Genomic DNA, 20,858 nt, shown 5'->3' with positions numbered 1-20,858 from the left:
CGCGGCGTCACTCCATCCACCCAGTGAGCGTCCGCCCATGTGGCCAGCCTTCTCTCTCAACCGACCGATGATCTGGATGGCCCTCTCGGCCTTCTCGGCCAGCATCTGGCTGCCCGGCATTCCGCTGCGCCTGGCCGCGGCCGTGCTGGTGGCGCTCGGTCTGCTGGATGCCTGGCGCCAGGTGCGCCTGGAGCACCAGCGCTCACGCCTGGGGGAGGAGGCGCTCTCGCTCTCGGACGAGGGCGTCATCATCACCGACGCCACCAACCGCATTCAGGCCGTCAATCCGTCGTTCACCCGCATCACCGGCTACACCCTCGAAGAGGTGCGCGGCCGCGTCGCCAGCTCCCTGTCGGCCCCGCGCCACGACAAGGCGTTCTACGAGCACTACTGGCAGGTCCTGCACAGCACCGGCCGCTGGGAGGGGGAGATCTGGAGCCGGCGCAAGCAGGGCGACGAGTATCCCGAATGGCTGCGGGCCCGGGTCGTGGCGGACGAGGGGGGGCGCATCACCCACCACGTCTGCCTGTTCACCGATATCTCCGTCCACAAGGCCCGCGAGCGGGACCTGCAGCGCATCGGCTTCGAGGACCCGCTGACCGGCCTGCCCAACCGTCGGCGGCTGAACGACCTGCTAGGCTCGCGGCTTCGTCACCTGCGGGCGGGCGAGAACCTCGACATGGCGCTGATCGACATCGACGGCTTCAAGGAGATCAACGACGGCATCGGGGTGGAGCTCGGGGATCGGCTGCTCGCGCGCTTCGGTCAGCGGCTGGCCCGGCACGTGGCGGGGGGCGTGGTCGGGCGACTGGGCGGCGACGAGTTCATGGTGATCCGCATCACGACCCACGACGACCACGACCATTGGATCAAGGGGCTGCAGGAGCATCTCGGGCAGCCCTTCGAGATCGACCGGCACAGCCTGCGCCTGGGGCTGACCATCGGCAGCTGTCGCTGCCCGGAGGACGGCCGGCAGTCCGGGGAGCTCTTCCAGCGGCTGGAATCGGCGCTGTTCAGCGCCAAGCGCAACGGTCGCAACCACAGCCAGCGCTTCCGGCCCGCCCTCGACGTCCAGGGCAGTCCACAGCTGGGCCTGCTCAACGACCTGCGCCAGGCGCTGGCCGTCGGCGGTCAGCTGGAGCTGCACTACCAGCCGCAGTACCGGCTGGCGGACGGCCGCCTGGTCGGGCTGGAGGCCCTGCTGCGCTGGCGCCACCCCCGGGACGGCATGATCTCGCCCGGCGATTTCATCCCGCTGGCCGAACGCCACGGCCTGATGTCGACGCTCGGCGACTGGGTGATCGACCAGGCGCTGGCCCAGCTGGCCCACTGGCAGCGCAAGGGGCTGCCGGAGGCGGTGGTATGGATCAACATCTCGGCCATGCAGCTGTTCCAGGGCGACCTGGAGACGGCGCTCGCCTCCGGGCTCGCCCGGCATCGAGTGCCGGCGCGGCGGCTGGGGCTTGAGCTGACCGAATCGGTGCTGCTCGACGAGCGGGCCGGTGACGTCGCCCCGCGGCTGGAGCGCCTGCGCGGCCAGGGCCATCGCGTGGCCATCGACGACTTCGGCACCGGTTACTCGTCGCTGGGCTACCTCAAGCACCTGCCGCTGGACAAGCTCAAGCTCGATCGCGCCTTCATCCGCGCGTTGCCCGACGACCGCGCCGATGCTGCCATCGTCTGTGCCGTGCTGGCCATGGCCGAGGGGCTGGGGCTTACGGTCGTGGCGGAGGGCGTGGAGACCGAGGCGCAGCGCGACTTCCTGCTGGCTCAGGGCTGCGCCGAGGTGCAGGGCTTCCTCTATGCCAGGCCCCGGCCGGCGGCGCGGCTGGAGGCCGAATGGCAGGCCGAGGCCTCAGCGGGGGCGCTCCTCCAGGGCCAGCGCGTGGCCGAGGCGACGGCTTAGCGTCAGGCAGATCAGCGCCCAGGCCATCGCCTCGACGGGCAGCAGCCAGGGAGCCAGCTCGACCCCGGCGAGTCGGGCGCCGGCGTAGTAGGAGAGTGGGCCGCTGGTCGCGCCGCCGAGCGCGGCCAGCCAGGGGAGCGACCAGAGCCAGGCCAGCGAGTGGTGGATCAGGGTGGCGAACAGCGGCCAGAGCAGCCACAGCCAGGGTGGCATGCCGGCGATGGCGAACGTGCCGTCGGGAAAGGCGAAGCCGCCGGCCAGCGCCAGGGTGCCGTCGATGGCGAGCCCCAGCGCGGCGAAGGCCGCCAGCCAGCGCCACTCCCCGGGGCGACCCAGCCAGGCGAGGTGCAGCGTGACGATCAGCGCCACCACGAGCCCCCCGATCAGCGAGCCGCCCAGCACGCAGGCGAACCAGCCCGCCTGGAAGGCGGCCAGGTTGTAAAGCAGCCGGCCGGCGCCGTCGGGCAGGTTGAGCCTCACAGGTCCCCCGTCAGCGGCGCCGGCCGAGCGCCGGGCTTGGCCAGCAGCAGCTGGCAGGTGCCGATGCTGCGCTCCATGAAGCCGCCCTCGCAGTAGCAGAGGTAGTAGCGCCACATGCGGATGAAGCGCTCGTCGTAGCCGAGCTTGCGCACGGTATCGAGGCTCGCCTCGAAGCGGTGGCGCCACTCGCGCAGGGTGCGGGCGTAGTGCAGGCCGATCTCGTCCAGGTCGGTCAGGTTGAGCGAGGTGTAGCGGGTCACGCCGTCGAGGATGGCGCGATGCGAGGGCAGGAAGCCGCCGGGGAAGATGTAGCGCTTGATGAAGTCCATCTCGCGCTTGGCCTCCTCGTAGCGCTGGTCGCGGATGGTGATCGCCTGCAGCATCGCCTGGCCGTCCTCGGTGAGCAGGCGATCCAGCGTCGCCAGGTAGGTGCCGAGGTACTGGTGGCCCACCGCCTCGATCATCTCCACCGAGATCAGTCGGTCATAGCGCCCCTCGAGCTTGCGGTAGTCCTGCTGCAGCAGGGTGATACGATCGCCGAGCCCCTCCTCCTCGATGCGCTTTGCCGTGAAGGCGTGCTGCTCCGCGGAGATGGTCGTGGTGGTGACCCGGCAGCCGCGCGTCTTCGCCGCGTGGATGGCGAGCCCGCCCCAGCCGGTGCCGATCTCCAGCAGGTGGTGGTGGGCCTGGACGTCGAGCTTCTCGAGCATCAGGTCGAGCTTGTGGGTCGAGGCCTCCTCGAGGCTCGCCTCGGCGTGGGGAAAGACCGCGCTCGAGTACATGCGGTGGTCGCGGTCGAGGAAGGTCGAGAACAGCGCGTTGCCGATGTCGTAGTGGGCGGCGATGTTGCGCTTCGAACCGCTCAGGCTGTTGCGCTGCAGGCGGTAGAGCCCGCCCAGCAGCCAGCGGCCGAGTCGGGCGGTGCCGTTCTCCATCTCGCCGTTGACCCGCTCCAGATTGGCGGCGAACAGCCGCACCAGGGCCACCGGGTCGTCGGCGTCCCAGTCGCCGTCCATGTAGGCCTCGGCGGCGCCCACGGTGCCGCCCAGGGCCAGGCGCTTCCAGGCGCGATGGTGGCGGACCACCAGCGTCACGCGCAGCGCGCCGCCCTGGCCCAGGCGATGGCGCTGGTGGCCGTCGGTCAGGATGATGGTGCCGCCCTCCAGGCGGTCGAGCTGGGCCATTACCCGCGGCTTGAGCCAGCGAGTCAGGCGATCACCCTCGGCGGCCAGGGGACGGGCGGTGGCGGAGCGAAGCGTGTTCACGGCGAGCTCTCCTCACGGGAAGGGTGGTCTTGTCCGGGGTGGTCATGGACCGGGATGCGCTTCAGCCACAGCCGCAGCGCCTCGAAGTGGATGCCGGCCAGCGTCTTCAGGCTCATCCAGGGCTGGCGCGCCAGGGTGGCGAGCAGCACGCCGCGGGTCGCCGGGCGACCCTCGAGGGTCAGGGTGGCGTCGAAGTGGCGCTCGCCCTCCTTCCAGTTCTCCATGTGCATCGACAGCGACTCGCCGGGCGTATCGAAGCGCCAGCGATAGGTCATGTCCATGGGATTGAAGGGCGAGACGTGCATGGCCTTGTCGAACTCGGCCGTGTGGCCATGGCGCCGGGGCTCCACGGCGCAGGCGTAGCGGGTGCGCTCGCCCCAGGGTGTATTGCTCACCTCGCCGAGCAGGGCGCGCAGCTCGCCGCGGGCATCGAAGGCGTAGTAGAGCGAGACCGGGTTGAAGCCGAGTCCCAGGGTGCGCAGCTGGGTCAGCACGCAGATGCGACCGTCCGGGGCGCTGCCGAGCTGGCGCTCGAGCTCCTCGCGCACGGCCTGCTTCAGCGGGCGATCGTGGGGGCCGAGGTAATCCTTGCGGCGAAAGCGCGCCAGGGCCGGCCGCCGCGCGCTGAAGGCGGGCACGCCGTCGAACAGCTCGGGCAGCTCGTCCAGGTCGAGCCAGGCCATCCACAAGCCGTACTCGAAGGCGTGGGGACGCGGCAGGAAGCGGCGATGGCGCAGGCTGCCGCGATAGATCCGCGAGCGCGGTGTTCGCCTCATGCCGGGCTCTCCTCGGCCGCCTTCGACCGGGTGGCGGGGCGCTCGGCGCCCGGGCCCTGCTCGTCGCAGCCCAGGCTCCGGGCCACCCGCAGGGCGCTCCAGACGCCGTCCTCGTGGAAGCCGTTGCGCCAGTAGGCCCCGCAGTAGTGGGTGCGCGCTACGGGGCCCGAGATCTCGTCGTGGCGCGCCTGGGCCGCCTGGCCAGCCAGGGTGAACTGGGGGTGGGCGTAGGTGAAACGGCCCAGCACCCTGGCGGGGTCGATGGCGTCGCTGTCGTTGAGCGTCACGCAGAAGGTGTGGGGCGCGCTGAGGCGCTGCAGGATGTTCATGTCGTAGGTAACCGAGACGCGGGCGTCGTCGCCGCGGCCGTCGAGCCGGTAGTTCCAGCTGGCCCAGGCGCGCGGCCGACGCGGCAGCAGGCGGGTGTCGGTGTGCAGTACCACCTCGTTGTCCTGGTAGGGCATGGCGCCGAGGATCTCGCGCTCGGCATCGCTCGGGTCGTCAAGCAGCGCCAGGGCCTGATCGGCATGGCAGGCCAGCACCACCTGATCGAAGACCTCCACGCCGCCGTCGCTTTGCACCTCGACCCGGTCGGCGTGGCGGCGGATGCCGCGCACCGGGGTGGCGAGACGAATGCGCTCGGCGTAGGGGGCGGTCAGGGCCGGGATGTAGGCGCGCGAGCCGCCGATCAGGGTGTACCACTGGGGGCGGTCGTTGATCGACAGCAGGCCGTGATGGCGGAAGAATCGCACGAAGAACAGCAGCGGGAAGTCGCGGAGGTCGCGGATGCTGGCCGACCAGATGGCCGCGCCCATGGGCAGCAAGTAGCGCTGCTGGAAGTCGGCGTCGTAGCCACCGGCGTCGAGCCAGGCGCCCAGCGTCATGGCCGGGTCGAGCCGGCCCTCCTCCAGCGCTTGGGTCGCCTCGCGGTTGAAGCGCAGGATGTTGCGCAGCAGCCGGTAGAAGCGCGGGCGCAGCAGGTTGCCCCGCTGGGCGAAGAGGCTCGCCAGGGTGTGGCCGTTGTACTCGAAGTCACGGGCCGTCTCGTGCACCGAGAAGCTCATCTCGGTGGGCTGGGCGGCGATACCGAGGCGCCCCAGCAGCTGCTGGAAGTGCGGGTAGGTCCAGTCGTTGAAGACGATGAAGCCGGTGTCGATGGCATAGCCCCGGCCCTCGAGCGAGACGTCGATGGTCGCGGTGTGGCCGCCGAGACGCTCGTTGGCTTCGAAGAGCGTCACCTCGTGGCGGCTCGACAGGTACCAGGCGGCCGCCATGCCGCCGATGCCGCTGCCGATCACGGCGATGCGTTGGGCGGCGCTCCGTTGGGCGTCAACCCGTCTGGCGGCGCTCCGTTGAGAAGCCTCGTGAGGGGGGCGGATCGGGGCGTTCATCGGCGGGCCTCCACGGGCGAATCCTGGCGGGTCATGCGCAGGCCCAGGCGGTAGCGCAGGCCGGGGGGCAGGATGCCCATCAGCCGCACCAGCAGCGTGAAGCGGCGCGGGAAGTGGATGTCCAGGCGGCGGCGCGCGAGGCCCTCGAGGATCGCCTCGGCGGCGTCGTCGGTGGAGATGCGCATGGGCATGTCGAAATCGTTGCGGTCGGTGAGCGGCGTCTTCACGAAGCCGGGATGGATCAGGCTGACCCCGATGCCCTCGCTCGCCAGGTCCAGGCGCAGCGACTCCATGAAGTGGCTCAGCGCCGCCTTGGAGGCCCCGTAGGCCTCGGCCCGGGGCAGCGGCAGGTAGGCCGCGGCGCTGGAGGTGGCGGCCAGCAGCGGATGGCCGCCCTCCGCGCGGGCCCGGCGCAGCAGCGGCAGGGCCGCATCGACGCAGTAGACGGTGCCGAAGAAGTTGGGGGCGAAGACCCGCTCGACGAGGTCGACCTCGAAGTCGCGAGCGTCCAGGTACTCGCAGGTGCCGGCATTGAGGATCGCCAGGTCCAGGCCGCCGAAGGCCTCGGCCAGGCGCTCGCCGGCCCGCTCGACGGCCTGGCGATCTGCCACGTCCAGGGGCAGTGGCAGGGCATTGTCATGGCCCTCGCAGAGCTCGGCCAGGGCCGACTCGCTGCGCGCGCTCAGCGCCACCCGGTGGCCCTGCGCGAGCAGGCGTTCGGCCAGGGCGCGACCGATGCCCGAGGTGGCCCCCGTCAGCCAGATGCGCTGTATGTCGCTCGCGTTGGTCATGCGCTATCCCCGTCGTCAATGGCCGTCACTGGCCCAGTTGTCGCTTCACCCGGCGTATCACGCCACCCAGCAGGGGCAGCCGCTCGTAGAGCAGGGCGCCCGCATCGAAGTAGTCGCGATGCCTGGCCACCCGGCCATCCGGGGCGAAACGCAGGTGTGAGCAGCCCTCGACCTCGATGCGCCGTCCCCCGTCGAGCCTGGGGTGCTCCAGCTGCATGGTCCAGGTGACGAAGGCCGTCTCTTCCTGCTGCCACCGCTCGTGGAAGGTGAAACGGCACGATGTCACGTTGTCGTACAGGTTCTGGAAGTACCCCTCGAGCGCCTCGAGGCCCTCGATGTGGTGCAGCGGGTCGGTGAAGCTCACTTCCGCAGTGTATACCTCGCTGAGTTGATTTGTACAGGTCTTGTCAAGCTTATTGAAGAAGGCGCAGAAGGCCTCCAGATCCGCCGTCGGGTGCATCCAGGGTCTCCCGCGGTGAGTGGATGATCAGTCCGTCTTCAGGGCCTTGAAGGCCTCGAGGGCGCGTGCCCGGGCGGCCCGGTGATCGACGATGGGCGCCGGGTAGTCGACTCCGCCGAGCAGGTCGCTTGCGGGCGCGTGGCGGGCCTTCTTCGGCAGCTCGGCCAGCGCCGGCAGCCACTCCGCCAGGAAGGTGCCGTCGGGATCGAAGCGCGTGGACTGGGTGGTGGGGTTGAAGATGCGAAAGTAGGGCGCGGCGTCGGTGCCGGTGGAGGCCGCCCATTGCCAGCCGCCGTTGTTGGCGCAGAACTCGCCGTCCACCAGGTGGCGCAGGAAGAAGGCCTCGCCGCGGCGCCAGTCGATCAGCAGGTGCTTGGTGAGGAACATGGCGGTGACCATGCGCAGCCGGTTGTGCATCCAACCGGTCGCTACCAGCTGGCGCATGGCGGCATCGACGAGGGGGTAGCCGGTGCGCCCCTCGCACCAGGCGGCGAAGCCCGCCTCGTCGTCGCGCCAGGCGAGCGCCTCGGTATGCTGCTGGAAGGCACGATGGCGACAGACCCGCGGGAAGCCGACGGCCACGTGGCGGTAGAACTCCCGCCACACCAGCTCGCTGACCCAGGCCGTGAGTCCGGCATCGCCCTCGGCCAGGGCGCCGTCGTTCTCGGCGAGCACCGCCTGCAGGCACTGGCGGTGGGAGATCATGCCCAGCGCCAGGTAGGGCGACAGCTCGCTGGTGCCGCGGATCGCCGGGAAGTCACGCTGGCGCTGGTAGTGGCGGCCGCGAAAGCGCAGGAAGCGCTCCAGGCGATCGGCGGCAGGGCCTTCGCCGGCGGGCCAGATCCGCCCGTCGATCGGGGTGTCGTCCAGTTCGGGGAGCGCGGGCAGCGGGTCGGCGGCGATGTCGAGCGGTGCCTGGGGCGCGGGGGCGTCATGCAGGGCGAGGCGCTCCGCGCTCAGCTGGCGATGCCAGGCCTTGGCGAAGGGAGTGAAGACCCCGTAGTAGTCGCCCTTGCCGGTGAGCAGCTCGCCGGGGGCGAAGGCCACGGCGTCGTGGTGGCCGGTGGCTGCCATGCCCGCCTCCTGGAAGGCGGCGATCACGTCGCGGTCGCGGCGCTGCTCGTCCAGCGGGTACTCAAGATTGAAGTGCAGGGCGCCGGCGCCCGTCTCCCGGGCGATCGCGAGCAGGGTGGCCGGGGCCTCGCTGAAGTCGTCGATGTCGCGGTGCAGCAGCGGGATGCCGAGGCCCGCCAGGCTCTCGCCCAGGGCGGCCACGCCGCGGCTCCAGAAGTCGAGCTTGTTGGCGCCGTGGCCGTGGCGCTGCCAGTGGGGCAGGCAGCGCAGGAAGACGGCGATCACGGGGCCCTGGCGAGCGGCCGCGGCCAGGGCGGTGTTGTCGTGGAGGCGCAGGTCGCTGCGAAACCAGACGATCGCGGGAGTGGGCATGGACGGCTCCGGGTCAGCGGGCGGGGAGTCGGGCCTGGAGGCGCTGCATGGCCTCGTCGAGATCGTCGCCGAGCAGCTCGACCCGGGTCTCCTCCAGGTCGCTCTCGCGGATGCGCGCCATGGGGCCGCAGGCCATCAGCGGCACCTCGAGCTGCTCGGCCAGCCGCGGCAGCTGGCGGCGGATCAGCTCGGCCTTCTCGGCCTTGCCGCTGGCCAGCAGCAGGCCGGCGGCCTGGAAGCGCTCCACCGCCAGCGGCACCTCGCCGAAGGGCAGCGGGGCGTCGAAGAGCCGGATGCGATAGCCGCGGTCGCTGGCGGCCAGCGCTGCGAGCAGCACCCAGAGCGGCGAGGGGTCGTCCGGCAGCGGGGCGACGAGCAGCGTCGGCCCGGCGCTGAGCCGGTTGGCGTGCAGCAGCCGGGTGCCGATATGGGTGCGCAGGAAGGCCTCCAGGGTGCGGCGCTGCAGGATGTCGCCCAGCTGCTCACCCCAGCCCTCCTCGAGCTGGCGCACCACCGGCTGCCACAGCTCGGCCAGGCAGATCGGCACCGGGTAGAGGGCCAGCGACTGGTTGAACAGCGCCTCGAGGCGGTCGAGGTCGAGCGCCTGGAGGGCGCCGATCAGCTGGCGGCGCTGGCCCGGCCAGTCGCCGGCCGCCGGCGCCGGGGTCTCGGCCGTCTCCGGCTGGTCGAGCAGCTCGCGCACCTGGCTGACCGGCACGCCGCGGTTGAGCCACTGCAGGATGCGCTCGACGCGCTCGATGTCCTCGCGGGCATAGAGACGATGTCCCTTGGGGGTCCGCTGGGGCTGGATCAGCCCGTAGCGACGCTCCCAGGCGCGCAGGGTCACGGAGTTCACGCCGGTCAGCCGGGAGACTTCGCGGATCGGGTAGAGCGGGGTGTCGGCCGGGCGCCGTGCCTCGTCGTTCATGAGCGTGCCGACTCCCCCGCCTGCTCGGCGACCACCGCCGCCAGCGCTTCGACGAAGGCCGGGTGCTCGCCGACCGGCGACAGCAGGGTCAGCTCGAGGCTCGGATGGGCGGCGGTCAGCGCCTCGACCTGGCCGGGCACGTCGCGCCGCAGGTGACGACCGGCGGCGAAGAACAGCGGCAGGATCTCGGCGCGCTCGATTCCGGCCTCGGCCAGCTCGGCCACCGTGGACTCGAGCGACGGCTCGCTGAGCTCCATGTAGGCCAGGCGCAGCGGCGTCGACAGCCGCTCGGTGAGGGCCTTGGCGAAGTGTTCGAAGGGGGCTCGCCAGTTCGGGTCGCTGGAGCCGTGGGCGAGCAGGATCAGGGCGTAGGACATGGAAGTCTCCAGTCGCGAAGAGGAGTCAGGAAGCGTCGGCCGCCAGGGCCTCGCCGAGATGGTGACCGGAGAGCCAGGCGTCCTCGACCCGCGGCCCGCGCCAGGCGTCGCCGCACAGCGAGAGCCCGTTGGGCGAGCGGCGGTGGTCGAGGTTGACCGCCTCGCCGCCGGCGAAGACGTCGGGCTGGGCGTAGCGCCAGCGATGGGCGCCCAGTGAGGTCGGCTCGGGCAGCGTCACGCCCGCCGGCAGCTGCGCGCGGAAGGCCTCGAGCAGGTCCCGGGCAACGCTCTTGGCGTCGCGCTCCAGGTGCGCCTCGCTCCACTCGAGCCGCGCCAGCAGGCTCAGACTTTCGCCTTGGCCGTGGCGGCCGGGCTTGTGATCGTTGCGGCTGACGAAGCGCAGCGGCTGCTCGGCCGGCGGCCGGTTGGGGTCGGGGGCCAGGCGCACCGCCTGCCAGTCGTCGTCGACCCCCGGCAGGGCGGGCAGCGGCGCCTCGAAGCAGGCCCAGGCGGCCCAGCAGGGACGCTGGATGACCGCCTCGCAGGCGGACGCGAGGGTCGGCTCGTGGGGTTCGATCAGCGCCTGGGCCTGGGGGGTGGGCAGGGCGAGCACGACGCGGGCGAAGGGGCCGTGGCGCACGTCATGCTGGTCCACCAGCCACCATGCACTGCCTTGGGGCTCGAGGCGTACGATGCGGGTCTGGGATGCCACCTCGAGGCCCTCGGCCAGGTGGCGGGAGACCGCACTCATGCGGGGCGCGCCGATCAAGCGCTCGACGTCGTCGCGATGGCGCTGCCAGTCCGATGCGCTCGCCTCCCACAGGGAGTCGGGCCAGGGGGCGACGATGCCGGCCTTGCGCCAGGCCGTGACCCGGCGGCGGAAGGCCGGATCGCGCACGCTGAAGAACTGGGCCCCCAGCTCGACCGCCGCCTCGTCGAGGCGGCGGCTGGACATGCGTCCCCCGGGGCCGCGGGCCTTGTCGTAGAGGCGCACCGGCAGGCCGTGCGCCTGCAGGGCCTGTCCACAGGCAAGGCCGGCGATGCCGGCACCGATGATGGCGGTGGAATCGGGGGAGTGGGGCATGGGCCTCTCGTGCAGTCAACGGCGTTCATCGCTAGACTAGCAGAAGTGTACAACGGCTGTATAACTCATGATGGCTGGCCACACGGGCTTGTCATCGTTGGCTTGGGGAGGGATTCCGGATGCGAGTGCTGATCACGGGCGGCAGCGGGTTTGTCGGGCAGCGTCTCTGCCGACGGTTGAAGGAGGCGGGGCACCAGCTGCTGGTGGTGTCACGATCCCCCGATGAGGTGCGCGACCGCCTGCCGGAGGGCAGCGACATCCGGCGCTCGGTGCTGGACTTCGTCGACACCCCGCCGGACGCCATCGTCAACCTGGCCGGCGAGCCGATCGCCGCCAAGCGCTGGAGCGAGGAGCAGAAGGAGCGGCTGATCGACTCCCGGGTCAACGTCACCGGCGACCTGGTGATGCTCTGCGAGCAGCTGAAGGCCAGCCAGGGGCGCATGCCGAAGGTGATGGTCTCGGCCTCGGCCATGGGCTACTACGGCGATCAGGGCGATCGCGAGGTCACCGAAGAGACCCCGCCCCACGACGAGTTCGCTCACCGGCTCTGCAAGCGCTGGGAGGAGGTCGCCGGCGAGGCGGCAGACTTCGGCGTGCGGCTCGCCCTGTTGCGCATCGGCCTGGTGCTCGACGTGGGCGGCGGCAGCCTCGAGAAGATGCTGCCGCCCTTCAAGATGGGGCTGGGCGGGCGCTTCGGCGACGGCAAGCAGTTCATGCCGTGGATCCACCGCGAGGACCTGGTGCGCGCCATCCTGTTCCTGCTCGAGCGCGACGATCTGGAGGGCCCCTTCAACGGCAGCGCCCCCCACCCGGTCACCAACGCCGAGTTCTCCCGCACCCTGGCCAAGCAGCTGGGGCGCCCGGCGCTGATGCCGATGCCGGCCCTCGCCCTGGAGATCGCCTTCGGCGAGATGTCGCGGCTGCTCTTGACCGGCGCCGACATGCGCCCGGCGCGGCTGCTGGAGGCCGGCTTCGAGTTTCGCTTCCCGACCCTGGAGAAGGCCCTGGCCGATATCCTGGGATGACCCTTCCCGACGCCCACTGAGGGGCGCCGGGGGCAGGCCGAAGAGGAGGTCCGATGCCAGGGATGGCATCGGTAGCGCCCAAGGAAGGGTTCACAGCGCCTCCTCGACGGTCCTGCTCACCGGGGCCTTTCCCGAGTCAGCCTCGACTCACCGGCATCAGCGCGCGTCGTCACCCACCGTGACGATCACCCGCACCGCATCCAGGCGCAGCCGCGTGGCCTCGATGGCGGCATCCAGCTCGGCGCGCTCACGGCGCAGCGCCTCGAGCTCGTCGGCGCGCACCGCGGGGTTGAGCCGCGAGAGCGCCTCGAGGCGAGCGAGCTCGGCGTCCAGCTCGGCGCGCATGCGCCCCTGGGCGGCCTCGACGATGCTCGGCAGCTCCCGCTGGGCCTCGGTCTCGGCGCCGTCGAGCAGCTCGCGCAGCTGGTCGTGGCGGCTCTTGATCAGGTCACGGGCGACCGCCTTCTTGACCTTCTGTACCGCCTTGGAGAGCCCGGTGAAGGAGATCTTGGCGGTCAGGTTGGCCCCCGACTCGTCGAGCAGCACGCGCACCGCGGTGGGCGGCAGGAAGCGGTTGAGGTGCAGTCGCTTCGGCGCCGGGCAGTGGGTGCGGAAGACCAGCTCGACCATCAGCCGGCCGGCCGGAATGGCCGGGTGCTTGAGCAGCGCCAGCGCGGTGTTGCCCATGGCGCCATCGAGGATCCGGCCCATCATCTCGCGCAGCAGCGGGTGCTCCCAGGAGAGGCGCTGGACGTCGTCCCGGGCCAGGGCGCGCTCCCGGGAGTAGGTGGCCGAGAAGCCTTCTTCGCCCTTCACCAGGCCCGGCAGGCCGTCGAGCATCTGCGGGCTGGGCTGCAGGTGCTGGATGCCACCGCCGATGTCCTGGCTGTCGACCCCGAAGATGTCCAGCGCCTGGTCCAGGTAGCGGGCCAGGGCCTTGTCGGCGTCGAGCTCGCGGATCGCGGCGGTGACCGCCTCGGCGCGTTCATGGCGGCAGGCGTTGAGCTCGAGCAGGCGATTGCGGCCGGCGTCACGCTCCTTGAGCTTGGCATCGAACAGGGCGCGGGTCTCCGCGATCACCTCGTCGAGGTCCTCATCGTCGAGCAGGCTGTCGGCCAGGGTGTCGCCGAAGGCGGTATGGATCTCGCTGCCCAGGCCGTGCGGAGCGCTGAAGGCGTCCATGCCCTCATGGTACCAGCGCAGCAGCTTCTCGCCGGGGCTGCCGGTGAACACCGGCGCGTGGATCTCGATGGCGTGGCGCTGGCCGATGCGATCGAGGCGGCCGATGCGCTGCTCGAGCTGGTCCGGGTGCAGCGGCAGGTCGAACATCACCAGGTGACGGCAGAACTGGAAGTTGCGCCCCTCGGAGCCGATCTCCGAACACACCAGCACCTGGCAGCCTTCCTCCTCGTCGGCGAAGGCCGCCGCGGCGCGGTCGCGCTCGATCAGCGAGAGCCCCTCGTGGAACACCGGGGCCTGGTAGCCGCCGAGCACCCGCAGGCCCTCGGCGAGCCCCGTGGCGGTCTCGCGATCGTGGGCGATCACCAGCACCTTGTCGCCGGCGAAGCCGGCCTCGCCGTCGTCGGCGAGGCGCTCCAGCAGCCAGCTCACGCGCGGATCGAACTGCCACCAGGGCTCGGTGTTGAGCGGGTCATCGGTCATCTCCCGATACATGGCGTCGGGATAGATCAGCACCTCGGGGTGATCCAGGCCGGTTGCGATCAGCAGCTCGTCCAGGTAGTCCTCGTCTCGATCCAGGCGGCGAAATACGCGCCGGTAGGCGGAGGGCGCTTCGAGCTCGGCGATGTGCAGGCGACGCTCCGGGAACCCGCCCACGTGGCGCCGGCCGTTGCGAAACATCACCCGGCCGGTGCCGTGGCGGTCGAGCAGCTGGTCGCGCAGCTGGTCCCGCGCCGCGGCGCGCTGGTCATCGCCGCGCTCCGGGTCGGCCAGGGTATCGAGCAGCGCCAGGCTATCGGGCTCATGGATCACCGCGGCAACCCGCTCGCGGTCGGCCGCCTCGCCGGGCAGCCGGTCGAGGGCATCGATCGCCTCGGCGACCTCGACGTAGTGGGCCTCCTCCTCGCGGAAGGCCTCGAGGCTCTGGTAGCGGTCCGGGTCGAGCAGGCGCAGGCGGGCGAAGTGGCTGGCCAGGCCCATCTGCTCCGGGGTGGCGGTGAGCAGCAGCATGCCGGGCACCTGGGCGGCCAGCTGCTCCACGCAGGCGTAGCCGGGCCCGCTCTGCTCGGGGCTCCAGTCCAGGTGGTGCGCCTCGTCGACGATCAGCAGGTCCCAGTCGCAGGCCTGGGCCTGCTGCTGGCGATGGGCGTTGGCGAACAGCCAGTCCTGGCTCGCCAGCACCAGCTGGCCGGCCTCGAAGGGGTTGGCGTCGCCGTGGGCGAGGCTCTGCTGCTCATCGAGCAGGGTGACCTCCAGGGCGAAGCGGCGCAGCAGCTCGACCAGCCACTGGTGGGTCAGGCTCGCCGGCACCAGGATCAGCGCCCGCTCGGCGCGGCCGGTGAGCAGCAGCCGATGCAGGATCAGCCCGGCCTCGATGGTCTTGCCGAGCCCCACCTCGTCGGCCAGCAGCACGCGCGGCGCGTGGCGGCGCGACACCTCGTCGGCGATGTAGAGCTGGTGGGGGATCAGGTCGATACGCGGCCCGGCCAGGCCCAGCGCCGGGTTCTGCTCGATCCGGTGATGGTGATGCAGGGTGCGAAAGCGCAGGTCGAACCAGTCGTTGCGATCGACCTGGCCGGTGAGCAGGCGGTCGCGGGCCTGATCGAACTGCATGGTGTCGGCGAGTCGCGCCTCGGGTAGCTCGCACAGCGCGCCGGCGTCGTCCTCGCCGATATAGACGATCAGGCCGCCGACCTCCTTGCTGTCGTCGACGGTCATCTGCCAGCCCTCGGTGGACTGGATGCGGTCGCCGCTGCCGAAGGCCACGCGCGTCAGGGGGGCGTTACGGCTGCTGTAGGTGCGGGTTTCCTGACTGGCGCCGAAGAGCACGGTGACGCTGCGGGCGTCGACGTTGAGGATAGTGCCCAGGCCGAGTTCGGCCTCGCCGTCGCTGATCCAGCGCTGGCCGGGAGAGAAGTCGCTCATGGTGCCTCGGGGGGATGCTTGGGATCGGTTCGTTGCCGCGGGCCACACCCGGCTCGGCGGCGACAGGGCGCGGTATCTTACAGCAAAGCCCGACGCGGCTTAAGCGTCCAGGCAACGATCACCGGGCTATCGCAGATAGTTTGACAGCTCGGTAGGTCGGGGCTGACCTGGCGACTCGCCCCGAAATGTCGGACCAGCAAGGAGCTGCTGTGAACCCCTCCCTGGGCGCTACCGACGTCCTGCGGCGCTCTCGCATCCTGCTTCGCCGGCAGGACCGGTGCTGGCCATCCATGGCCAGCCCGTTCGGAGCAATCGTCCTCACCCCTGGCGTAGGACCTTCTCTTCGGCTTGTCCCCAGCGCCCCTGGATTCCGGTAACGGCGATAGCCCAGGCACCGATCAGCAGACGATCCCCCCGAGGTCGCTCAGCGATCGTCCAGCCAGGCCGAGAGCTGGGCGCGGGTGAGCTCGCCCACGTGCTGCTCGCGGGCGCGCCCCTCGGCATCGAACAGCAGGGTAGTGGGCAGGCCCGGGGACTCGGCCAGCACCATCAGCTGCTGGCGCGGGTCGAGCAGCGCATGGCGGAAGTCCAGGCCCTGCTCATCCAGGTAGCGCACCGCCTGCAGCAGCGTCTCGCCCTGGTTGACGATCACCACGCTCACGTCCTCGCGGGCATCGGCCTCGGCGAGGATCGGCATTTCGCGCCGGCAGGGCGGGCACCAGGTGGCCCAGAGGTTGATCACCACCGTCTCGCCATTCAGCGAGGCGAGGTTAACAGGCTCCCCCTCGAGGTTCTCCAGGGCGAGATCCGGCAGTTCGCGGATCGCCATGCCGCCGCCCAGCGGCGCCAGGGTCACCAGCGCCAGCCACGCAAGCGAGGCGCCGAGTGCCAGGCCCATGCCGCCCACCATGGCGCCCAGCCGGTCCCTCAGCGTCCAGGCCGTCCAGGCCAGCGCGGCCAGAAGGCCCCAGAGGCCGTGGTAGCCGGGCTGCCAGAACTTGAGCGCGTCCAGCGGGGCCTCGCTATAGGCCCCCGCGTTCATCAGCACATGGCCCAGGCGGGCGCCGACCAGCCAGGCCACCAGCAGGCCGTTGAACCAGCGGGCGTGGCGGCGTCGCGGCAGGCCTAGGAGGACGACGCTGGCGCCCAGCAGGAGCAGGGCGGCGAGGAGGGCATAGAGGCGCGGCAGCGCGATCAGCACGGGCCCCAGGGCGATGGCATCCATGTCGTGGCGGTGACTCCGGGAGGTCGGCGGCGGGGGCCGCAGCGGGTACACTGGGCGGATTCGTTTCGCCAAGCCTACTGCCGGCGGGCAGGGCTGTCATCCAGCGGGAGCATTCATGTCACGACCGGCCTTCGATACCCTGCGCGCCCTGGCCATCGCCAGCCAGGCCCTGGGCTTCATCCTGATCCTCACCCTCGAGACCGTGATGGGCGATGCGGCGCGGCCCTGGCAGGGCTGGACCCTGGCGGCCATGGTCGTTTTCGCCCTGGGCATCGCCCTGGTGCGGCTCTACCGGCGCAACAAGGCGCGCAAGGCGCTGGCCCGTCAGCGCGGCGAGGAGTAGCCGCCGCTCGCGTCCCCCCTCCGGCCCGCGAGTCCCACGGCCGTACCAGGCCTTTCTCCGCCCCTTATCCCCCCGAGACCGTTCGCCGTTTCATGACGGCGCGGTGTCATCGGCGTGTCGGCTGCATGACACGCCTTGCTAACCCTTTGATTATACAAGCTTCTCTTCGCCGGCTTCGGTCCCACTGCCGGCGCGGGCGGTCGAAATTGTCACCAGACTGCCATTGTCTAGACAAGTGGCCTTCATCTGCCGCCGCGACACTGATGCCATTCCAAGAGGAGAGGCGTCATGTCGATTCCCAGCATCATCGTCGAACGACTGAGCAAGACCTTCGGGCAGCATGCGGTGCTGCGCGACATCGACTTCGAGATCCACCCCGGCGAGATGGTGGCCCTGATCGGGCCGTCCGGTTCCGGCAAGTCCACCCTGCTGCGCCACCTGATCGGCCTGACCCGTAGCGACCGCCACGGCGGCCGCGTCCGCCTGCAGGGGCGCGAGGTCCAGGTCGGCGGCCGGCTGGCGCGGGCCACCCGCCCCGAGCGCTGCCGCACCGGCTACATCTTTCAGCAGTTCAACCTGGTGGGGCGCTTGAGCGTGCTCACCAACGTGCTGGTGGGGCGCCTGGGCTCGATGCCCCGCGGCCGTGCCCTGCTCGGGCGCTTCAGCGAGGAGGAGCGGGCCATGGCGCGCCGCGCCCTGGCCCGGGTCGGCATCGAGGCGCTGGCCGACCAGCGCGCCAACACCCTCTCCGGCGGCCAGATGCAGCGGGTAGCGATCGCCCGGGTGCTGATGCAGGACGCCAACGTGATCCTCGCCGACGAGCCCATCGCCTCGCTGGACCCGCGCAGCGCCCAGGAGGTGATGCAGATCCTCGCACGCATCAACGAGGAGGACGGCCGTACCGTGGTGATCACCCTGCACCAGGTCGAGGTCGCGCGGCGCTTCTGCCGGCGCGCCATCGCCCTCAAGGATGGCCGCCTCTACTTCGATGGCCCCATCGAGGCGCTCACCGATGCCCGACTCACCGCCCTCTACGAGAACGCCGGGCTCGACGAGCTGAAGACGCGTACCCCCTCCATCGACCTCACGGCGCCCGTCGGCGCCCTGGGCTGATTTCCGCCACGTCCCATCACCCGAGGAGATCCACCATGTCCTTTGCTTCCTTTCGTCGCCTGTCCCTGCCGCTGATCGCCGGCGCGACCCTGCTGGCCAGCCCCTTCGTGGCCGCCGAGGAGCCGCTGAAGTTCGGCATCATCTCCACCGAATCGAGCCAGAACATGGCGCCGCTCTGGGCGCCCTTCCTGGATGACCTCTCCGATGCCCTGGACCGTGAGGTCGAGCCCTTCTTCGCCACCGACTACGCGGCGGTGATCCAGGCCATGCGCTTCGACCAGATCGACATGGCCTGGTACGGCAACAAGTCCGCCATGGAGGCCGTGGACCGCGCCGGCGGCGAGATCTTCGCCCAGACCGTGGCCGCCAACGGTGCGCCGGGCTACTGGAGCCTGATGATCACCCACCGGGACAGCGACCTCGAGAACGTCGACGACGTGCTGGCCAACGCCGACGAGCTGATCTTCGGCAACGGCGACCCGAACTCTACCTCGGGCTTCCTGGTGCCGGGCTACTACGTCTTCGCCCAGAACGGCGTCGATGCCGCCACCGCCTTCAAGCGCACCCTGAACTCCAGCCACGAGACTAACGCCCTGTCGGTGGCCAACGGCCAGGTCGACGTCGCCACCTTCAACACCGAGAGCATGGAGCGCCTGGAGGCCGTCCACCCGGACAAGGCCGAGCAGCTCAAGGTGATCTGGAAGTCGCCGCTGATTCCCTCCGACCCGCTGGTGTGGCGCAAGAACCTCTCCGAGGAGCTCAAGGGCGAGCTGCGCGACTTCCTCTACGCCTACGGCGAGACCGAGCAGCAGCAGGCGATCCTCGAGGCCCTGCAGTGGTCCGGCTTCGATCCCTCGACCAACGACCAGCTGCTGCCGATCCGTCAGCTCGAGCTGTTCAAGGAGCGCGCCCAGGTGGCCGCCGACGAGAGCCTCTCCGCCGAGGAGCGCGAGGCCGCCCTGGCCGAGTTCGACGCGCGCCTTGATGAGCTGAATGAGCGTCTCGAGGCGGCCGAGGCCGCCAAGGCCGACGCCTCCCTCGCCCAGGCCAGCTGAGCCGATCCACCGGAAGCGGGGAGGGCAGACCCTCCCCGCGGGAGCCACGCGATATGAGTCATTCTTCCACCCTGAGCGACGCTGCGGCTGGCAAGCGCGGCTGGACCACCCTGCTGGGCTGGGCCATCACCCTGGGGGTGCTCTCCTGGGCCTGGCAGGGCGCCGAGATGCAGCCCTCCCTGCTGGTCACCAACGCCGACAACATGGGCGAGCTGCTTGGCGATTTCTTCCCGCCGCAGTTCGGCAACCTCGGCCACTACGTCGACCAGATGATGGTGACCATCCAGATCGCCATCTGGGGCACCCTGCTGGCGGTGCTGGTGGCCATCCCGGCCAGCCTGCTGTCGTCGGAGAACCTCACCCCCTGGTGGGTCCACCAGCCCGTGCGCCGGCTGATGGACGCCTGCCGCGCCATCAACGAGCTGGTCTTCGCCATGCTCTTCGTGGTGGCGGTCGGCCTCGGCCCCTTCGCCGGCACCCTGGCGCTGTTCATCCACACCACCGGCGTGCTCGCCAAGCTCTTCTCCGAGGCCGTGGAGGCCAGCGAGGCCGGCCCCATGGAGGGCATCCGCGTCACCGGGGCGGGGCGCATCGAGGAGATCGTCTTCGGGCTGATCCCCCAGGTGCTGCCGCTGTGGATCTCGGTGAGCCTCTACCGCTTCGAGTCCAACATCCGCTCGGCCACCGTGCTCGGCATGGTCGGCGGCGGCGGCATCGGCGTGGCGCTGTGGGAGACCATGCGCGGTTTCCAGTACGCCGAGACGGCCACCATCATGCTGGTGATCATCGTCGCCGTGACGCTGCTCGACATGGCCTCCCAGTTCGTACGCAAGCGCTTCATCTGAAGCGCTTTTTTCCAGGAGTCGACATGTCTAGACAAGTCGTCCGTGAGCCTCGCTACCGCACCCTGGCCGAGACCCTGGCCCGGGAGGTGCGCGCCGACTACGCCCCCGGCGAGCTGCTGCCCGGCGAGGCGCAGCTGGCCCGGCGCTTCGGCGTCAATCGCCACACCGTGCGCCGGGCCCTGGACGAGCTGGTCGCCGCCGGCATGGTCACCCGCCACCAGGGGCGCGGCACCCAGGTGGTCGACCGCCGCCTGGACTACGCCCTCACCGCCGGCAGCAAGGTCACCCACAACCTCGCAGAGCAGGGCCTGGCCAGCGAGACCCGCTGCCTCGCCCAGGGCCTGCGCGAGGCGCCCGAGGCGATCGCCCGGCGCTTCGCCCGGGCCCCCGGCGAGCCCCTGCTCTGCGTGGAGACGCTGCGCCACGTCGACGGCGCCCCGCTGCTGCGGATTCGCCACTGGTTCGACCCGGCGCGGGTGCCGGGCTTCAGCGAGCGCTACCGCGGCGGCTCCACCCGGGCGCTGCTCGCCCAGCACTACGGCCTGCACCTGAGCCGCCGCCGGGTGCGCATCGAGGCGCTCGCCGCCGACCCCGACGACAGCCGGCTGCTGCAGTGTGCCCATCGCGCGCCGCTGCTGGCGCTGACCAGCGACAACGTCGATGCCCAGGGCGCCCTGGTGGAGGTCTCCGAGGGCCGCGCCCGGGCCGACCGCCTGGCCTACCACATCGACTTCGACGCTCCCCCTTCTTCGATGACCCCCGACGAGGTTTTTCCATGAAGCAGACGCCCTCCCGACGGACCCCGGCCGAGCGCCAGCGCGTCATGGCGCTGACGCCCCGCGAGCGCCTCGAGGCGCGCTGGGCCGCGCTGGCCCTCACCGCCGACCACCGCTGCGTGCGCGGCCCCGAAACCGGCATGGCCATGGTGCGCGGCCGCATGGGCGGCACCGGCAACGCCTTCAATCTCGGCGAGATGACCCTGAGCCGCGCCAGCGTGGCGCTGGATGACGGCGCCCCGGACGGCGGCCCGTTGGGCCACGGCTGGGTAGCCGGCCGCGACCACCGCCACGCCGAGCTGATCGCGCTGGTCGACGCCTGCGCCCAGCGCCCCGACTGGGCCGCGCGCATCGACGCCGAGCTGATCGACCCGCTGGCCGCCTCGCTGGCCGAGGGTCGCGAGGCGGCCTCGCGCACGGCGGCGGCGACCCGCGTGGACTTCTTCACCCTGGTAAGAGGCGAATGA

The 20,858-nt window shown here is 71.0% G+C and carries 20 protein-coding genes; 8 read left to right on the top strand and 12 right to left on the bottom strand.

The window, feature by feature from the left end:
- The first annotated feature begins 37 nt into the window (after positions 1–37).
- Positions 38–1,906, top strand: coding sequence for a putative bifunctional diguanylate cyclase/phosphodiesterase (locus tag ABE957_RS13870; RefSeq protein WP_349759274.1), 1,869 nt, complete (start codon positions 38–40; stop codon positions 1,904–1,906).
- On the opposite strand, the gene ABE957_RS13865 is transcribed toward ABE957_RS13870, so the two are convergent.
- The 10 genes from ABE957_RS13865 to ABE957_RS13820 form a co-directional block, all read right to left on the bottom strand.
- Positions 1,856–2,386: a DUF2878 domain-containing protein gene (locus ABE957_RS13865; protein WP_349759273.1), complete on the bottom strand. Its 531-nt coding sequence runs from the start codon at positions 2,384–2,386 to the stop codon at positions 1,856–1,858. The two genes, ABE957_RS13870 and ABE957_RS13865, sit on opposite strands and share 51 nt — an antisense overlap.
- A complete protein-coding gene (locus ABE957_RS13860) occupies positions 2,383–3,570 on the bottom strand; it encodes a class I SAM-dependent methyltransferase (RefSeq protein ID WP_349759299.1) in 1,188 nt (395 codons plus the stop codon). Before ABE957_RS13860 ends, ABE957_RS13865 begins: the two co-directional genes overlap by 4 nt.
- Positions 3,571–3,647: 77 nt before the next feature.
- Complete coding sequence (locus ABE957_RS13855; protein ID WP_349759272.1) at positions 3,648–4,427, bottom strand: DUF1365 domain-containing protein; 780 nt, start codon at positions 4,425–4,427, stop codon at positions 3,648–3,650.
- The gene (locus ABE957_RS13850; protein ID WP_349759271.1) at positions 4,424–5,818 is read right to left on the bottom strand and encodes an NAD(P)/FAD-dependent oxidoreductase; all 1,395 of its coding nucleotides are present in this window, start codon (positions 5,816–5,818) and stop codon (positions 4,424–4,426) included. The genes ABE957_RS13855 and ABE957_RS13850 overlap by 4 nt, the downstream gene beginning before the upstream one ends.
- A complete protein-coding gene (locus ABE957_RS13845; protein WP_349759270.1) occupies positions 5,815–6,609 on the bottom strand; it encodes an SDR family NAD(P)-dependent oxidoreductase in 795 nt (264 codons plus the stop codon). Before ABE957_RS13845 ends, ABE957_RS13850 begins: the two co-directional genes overlap by 4 nt.
- A gap of 25 nt (positions 6,610–6,634) precedes the next feature.
- Entirely contained in the window at positions 6,635–7,069 is a 435-nt protein-coding gene (locus tag ABE957_RS13840; RefSeq protein ID WP_349759269.1) for a nuclear transport factor 2 family protein, read from the bottom strand.
- Between the two features lie 27 nt (positions 7,070–7,096).
- Positions 7,097–8,515, bottom strand: a complete 1,419-nt coding sequence (gene phrB, locus ABE957_RS13835) for a deoxyribodipyrimidine photo-lyase (RefSeq protein ID WP_349759268.1) — start codon at positions 8,513–8,515, stop codon at positions 7,097–7,099.
- A gap of 13 nt (positions 8,516–8,528) precedes the next feature.
- Positions 8,529–9,443: a MerR family transcriptional regulator gene (locus ABE957_RS13830; protein ID WP_349759267.1), complete on the bottom strand. Its 915-nt coding sequence runs from the start codon at positions 9,441–9,443 to the stop codon at positions 8,529–8,531.
- Positions 9,440–9,820, bottom strand: a complete 381-nt coding sequence (locus ABE957_RS13825) for a sirohydrochlorin chelatase (RefSeq protein ID WP_349759266.1) — start codon at positions 9,818–9,820, stop codon at positions 9,440–9,442. The genes ABE957_RS13830 and ABE957_RS13825 overlap by 4 nt, the downstream gene beginning before the upstream one ends.
- A gap of 25 nt (positions 9,821–9,845) precedes the next feature.
- Positions 9,846–10,904, bottom strand: coding sequence for an NAD(P)/FAD-dependent oxidoreductase (locus ABE957_RS13820; protein WP_349759264.1), 1,059 nt, complete (start codon positions 10,902–10,904; stop codon positions 9,846–9,848).
- Between the two features lie 119 nt (positions 10,905–11,023).
- On the opposite strand from ABE957_RS13820, the gene ABE957_RS13815 reads away from it, so the two are divergent.
- On the top strand, positions 11,024–11,929 hold the full coding sequence (locus ABE957_RS13815) for a TIGR01777 family oxidoreductase (protein WP_349759263.1): 906 nt from the start codon (positions 11,024–11,026) through the stop codon (positions 11,927–11,929).
- A gap of 156 nt (positions 11,930–12,085) precedes the next feature.
- Here ABE957_RS13815 and rapA read toward each other — a convergent pair whose 3' ends face one another.
- On the bottom strand, positions 12,086–15,034 hold the full coding sequence (gene rapA, locus ABE957_RS13810; protein ID WP_349759262.1) for an RNA polymerase-associated protein RapA: 2,949 nt from the start codon (positions 15,032–15,034) through the stop codon (positions 12,086–12,088).
- Positions 15,035–15,458: 424 nt separating this feature from the next.
- On the bottom strand, positions 15,459–16,259 hold the full coding sequence (locus tag ABE957_RS13805) for a TlpA family protein disulfide reductase (protein ID WP_349759261.1): 801 nt from the start codon (positions 16,257–16,259) through the stop codon (positions 15,459–15,461).
- Between the two features lie 115 nt (positions 16,260–16,374).
- Between ABE957_RS13805 and ABE957_RS13800 the strand changes: the two genes are divergently transcribed.
- The 6 genes from ABE957_RS13800 (at position 16,375) to phnG (ending at position 20,858) form a co-directional block, all read left to right on the top strand.
- A complete protein-coding gene (locus tag ABE957_RS13800) occupies positions 16,375–16,602 on the top strand; it encodes a hypothetical protein (RefSeq protein WP_349759260.1) in 228 nt (75 codons plus the stop codon).
- A gap of 288 nt (positions 16,603–16,890) precedes the next feature.
- Positions 16,891–17,715: a phosphonate ABC transporter ATP-binding protein gene (phnC, locus tag ABE957_RS13795; protein ID WP_349759259.1), complete on the top strand. Its 825-nt coding sequence runs from the start codon at positions 16,891–16,893 to the stop codon at positions 17,713–17,715.
- A gap of 35 nt (positions 17,716–17,750) precedes the next feature.
- Positions 17,751–18,770 carry a phosphonate ABC transporter substrate-binding protein gene (phnD, locus tag ABE957_RS13790; RefSeq protein WP_349759258.1) on the top strand — a complete coding sequence of 340 codons (1,020 nt, stop codon included), beginning with the start codon at positions 17,751–17,753 and terminating at the stop codon, positions 18,768–18,770.
- A gap of 53 nt (positions 18,771–18,823) precedes the next feature.
- Positions 18,824–19,615 carry a phosphonate ABC transporter, permease protein PhnE gene (gene phnE, locus ABE957_RS13785; RefSeq protein ID WP_349759257.1) on the top strand — a complete coding sequence of 264 codons (792 nt, stop codon included), beginning with the start codon at positions 18,824–18,826 and terminating at the stop codon, positions 19,613–19,615.
- Between the two features lie 23 nt (positions 19,616–19,638).
- Positions 19,639–20,394: a phosphonate metabolism transcriptional regulator PhnF gene (phnF, locus tag ABE957_RS13780; RefSeq protein WP_349759256.1), complete on the top strand. Its 756-nt coding sequence runs from the start codon at positions 19,639–19,641 to the stop codon at positions 20,392–20,394.
- The gene (gene phnG, locus ABE957_RS13775; RefSeq protein ID WP_349759255.1) at positions 20,391–20,858 is read left to right on the top strand and encodes a phosphonate C-P lyase system protein PhnG; all 468 of its coding nucleotides are present in this window, start codon (positions 20,391–20,393) and stop codon (positions 20,856–20,858) included. The genes phnF and phnG overlap by 4 nt, the downstream gene beginning before the upstream one ends.

Origin of the sequence: Halomonas pelophila, from assembly GCF_040196315.1 — a bacterium.
Lineage (GTDB): Bacteria > Pseudomonadota > Gammaproteobacteria > Pseudomonadales > Halomonadaceae > Halomonas > Halomonas pelophila.
The sequence above is the reverse complement of the archived record's forward strand: the minus strand, read 5'-3'. Positions and strand labels throughout refer to the sequence as shown.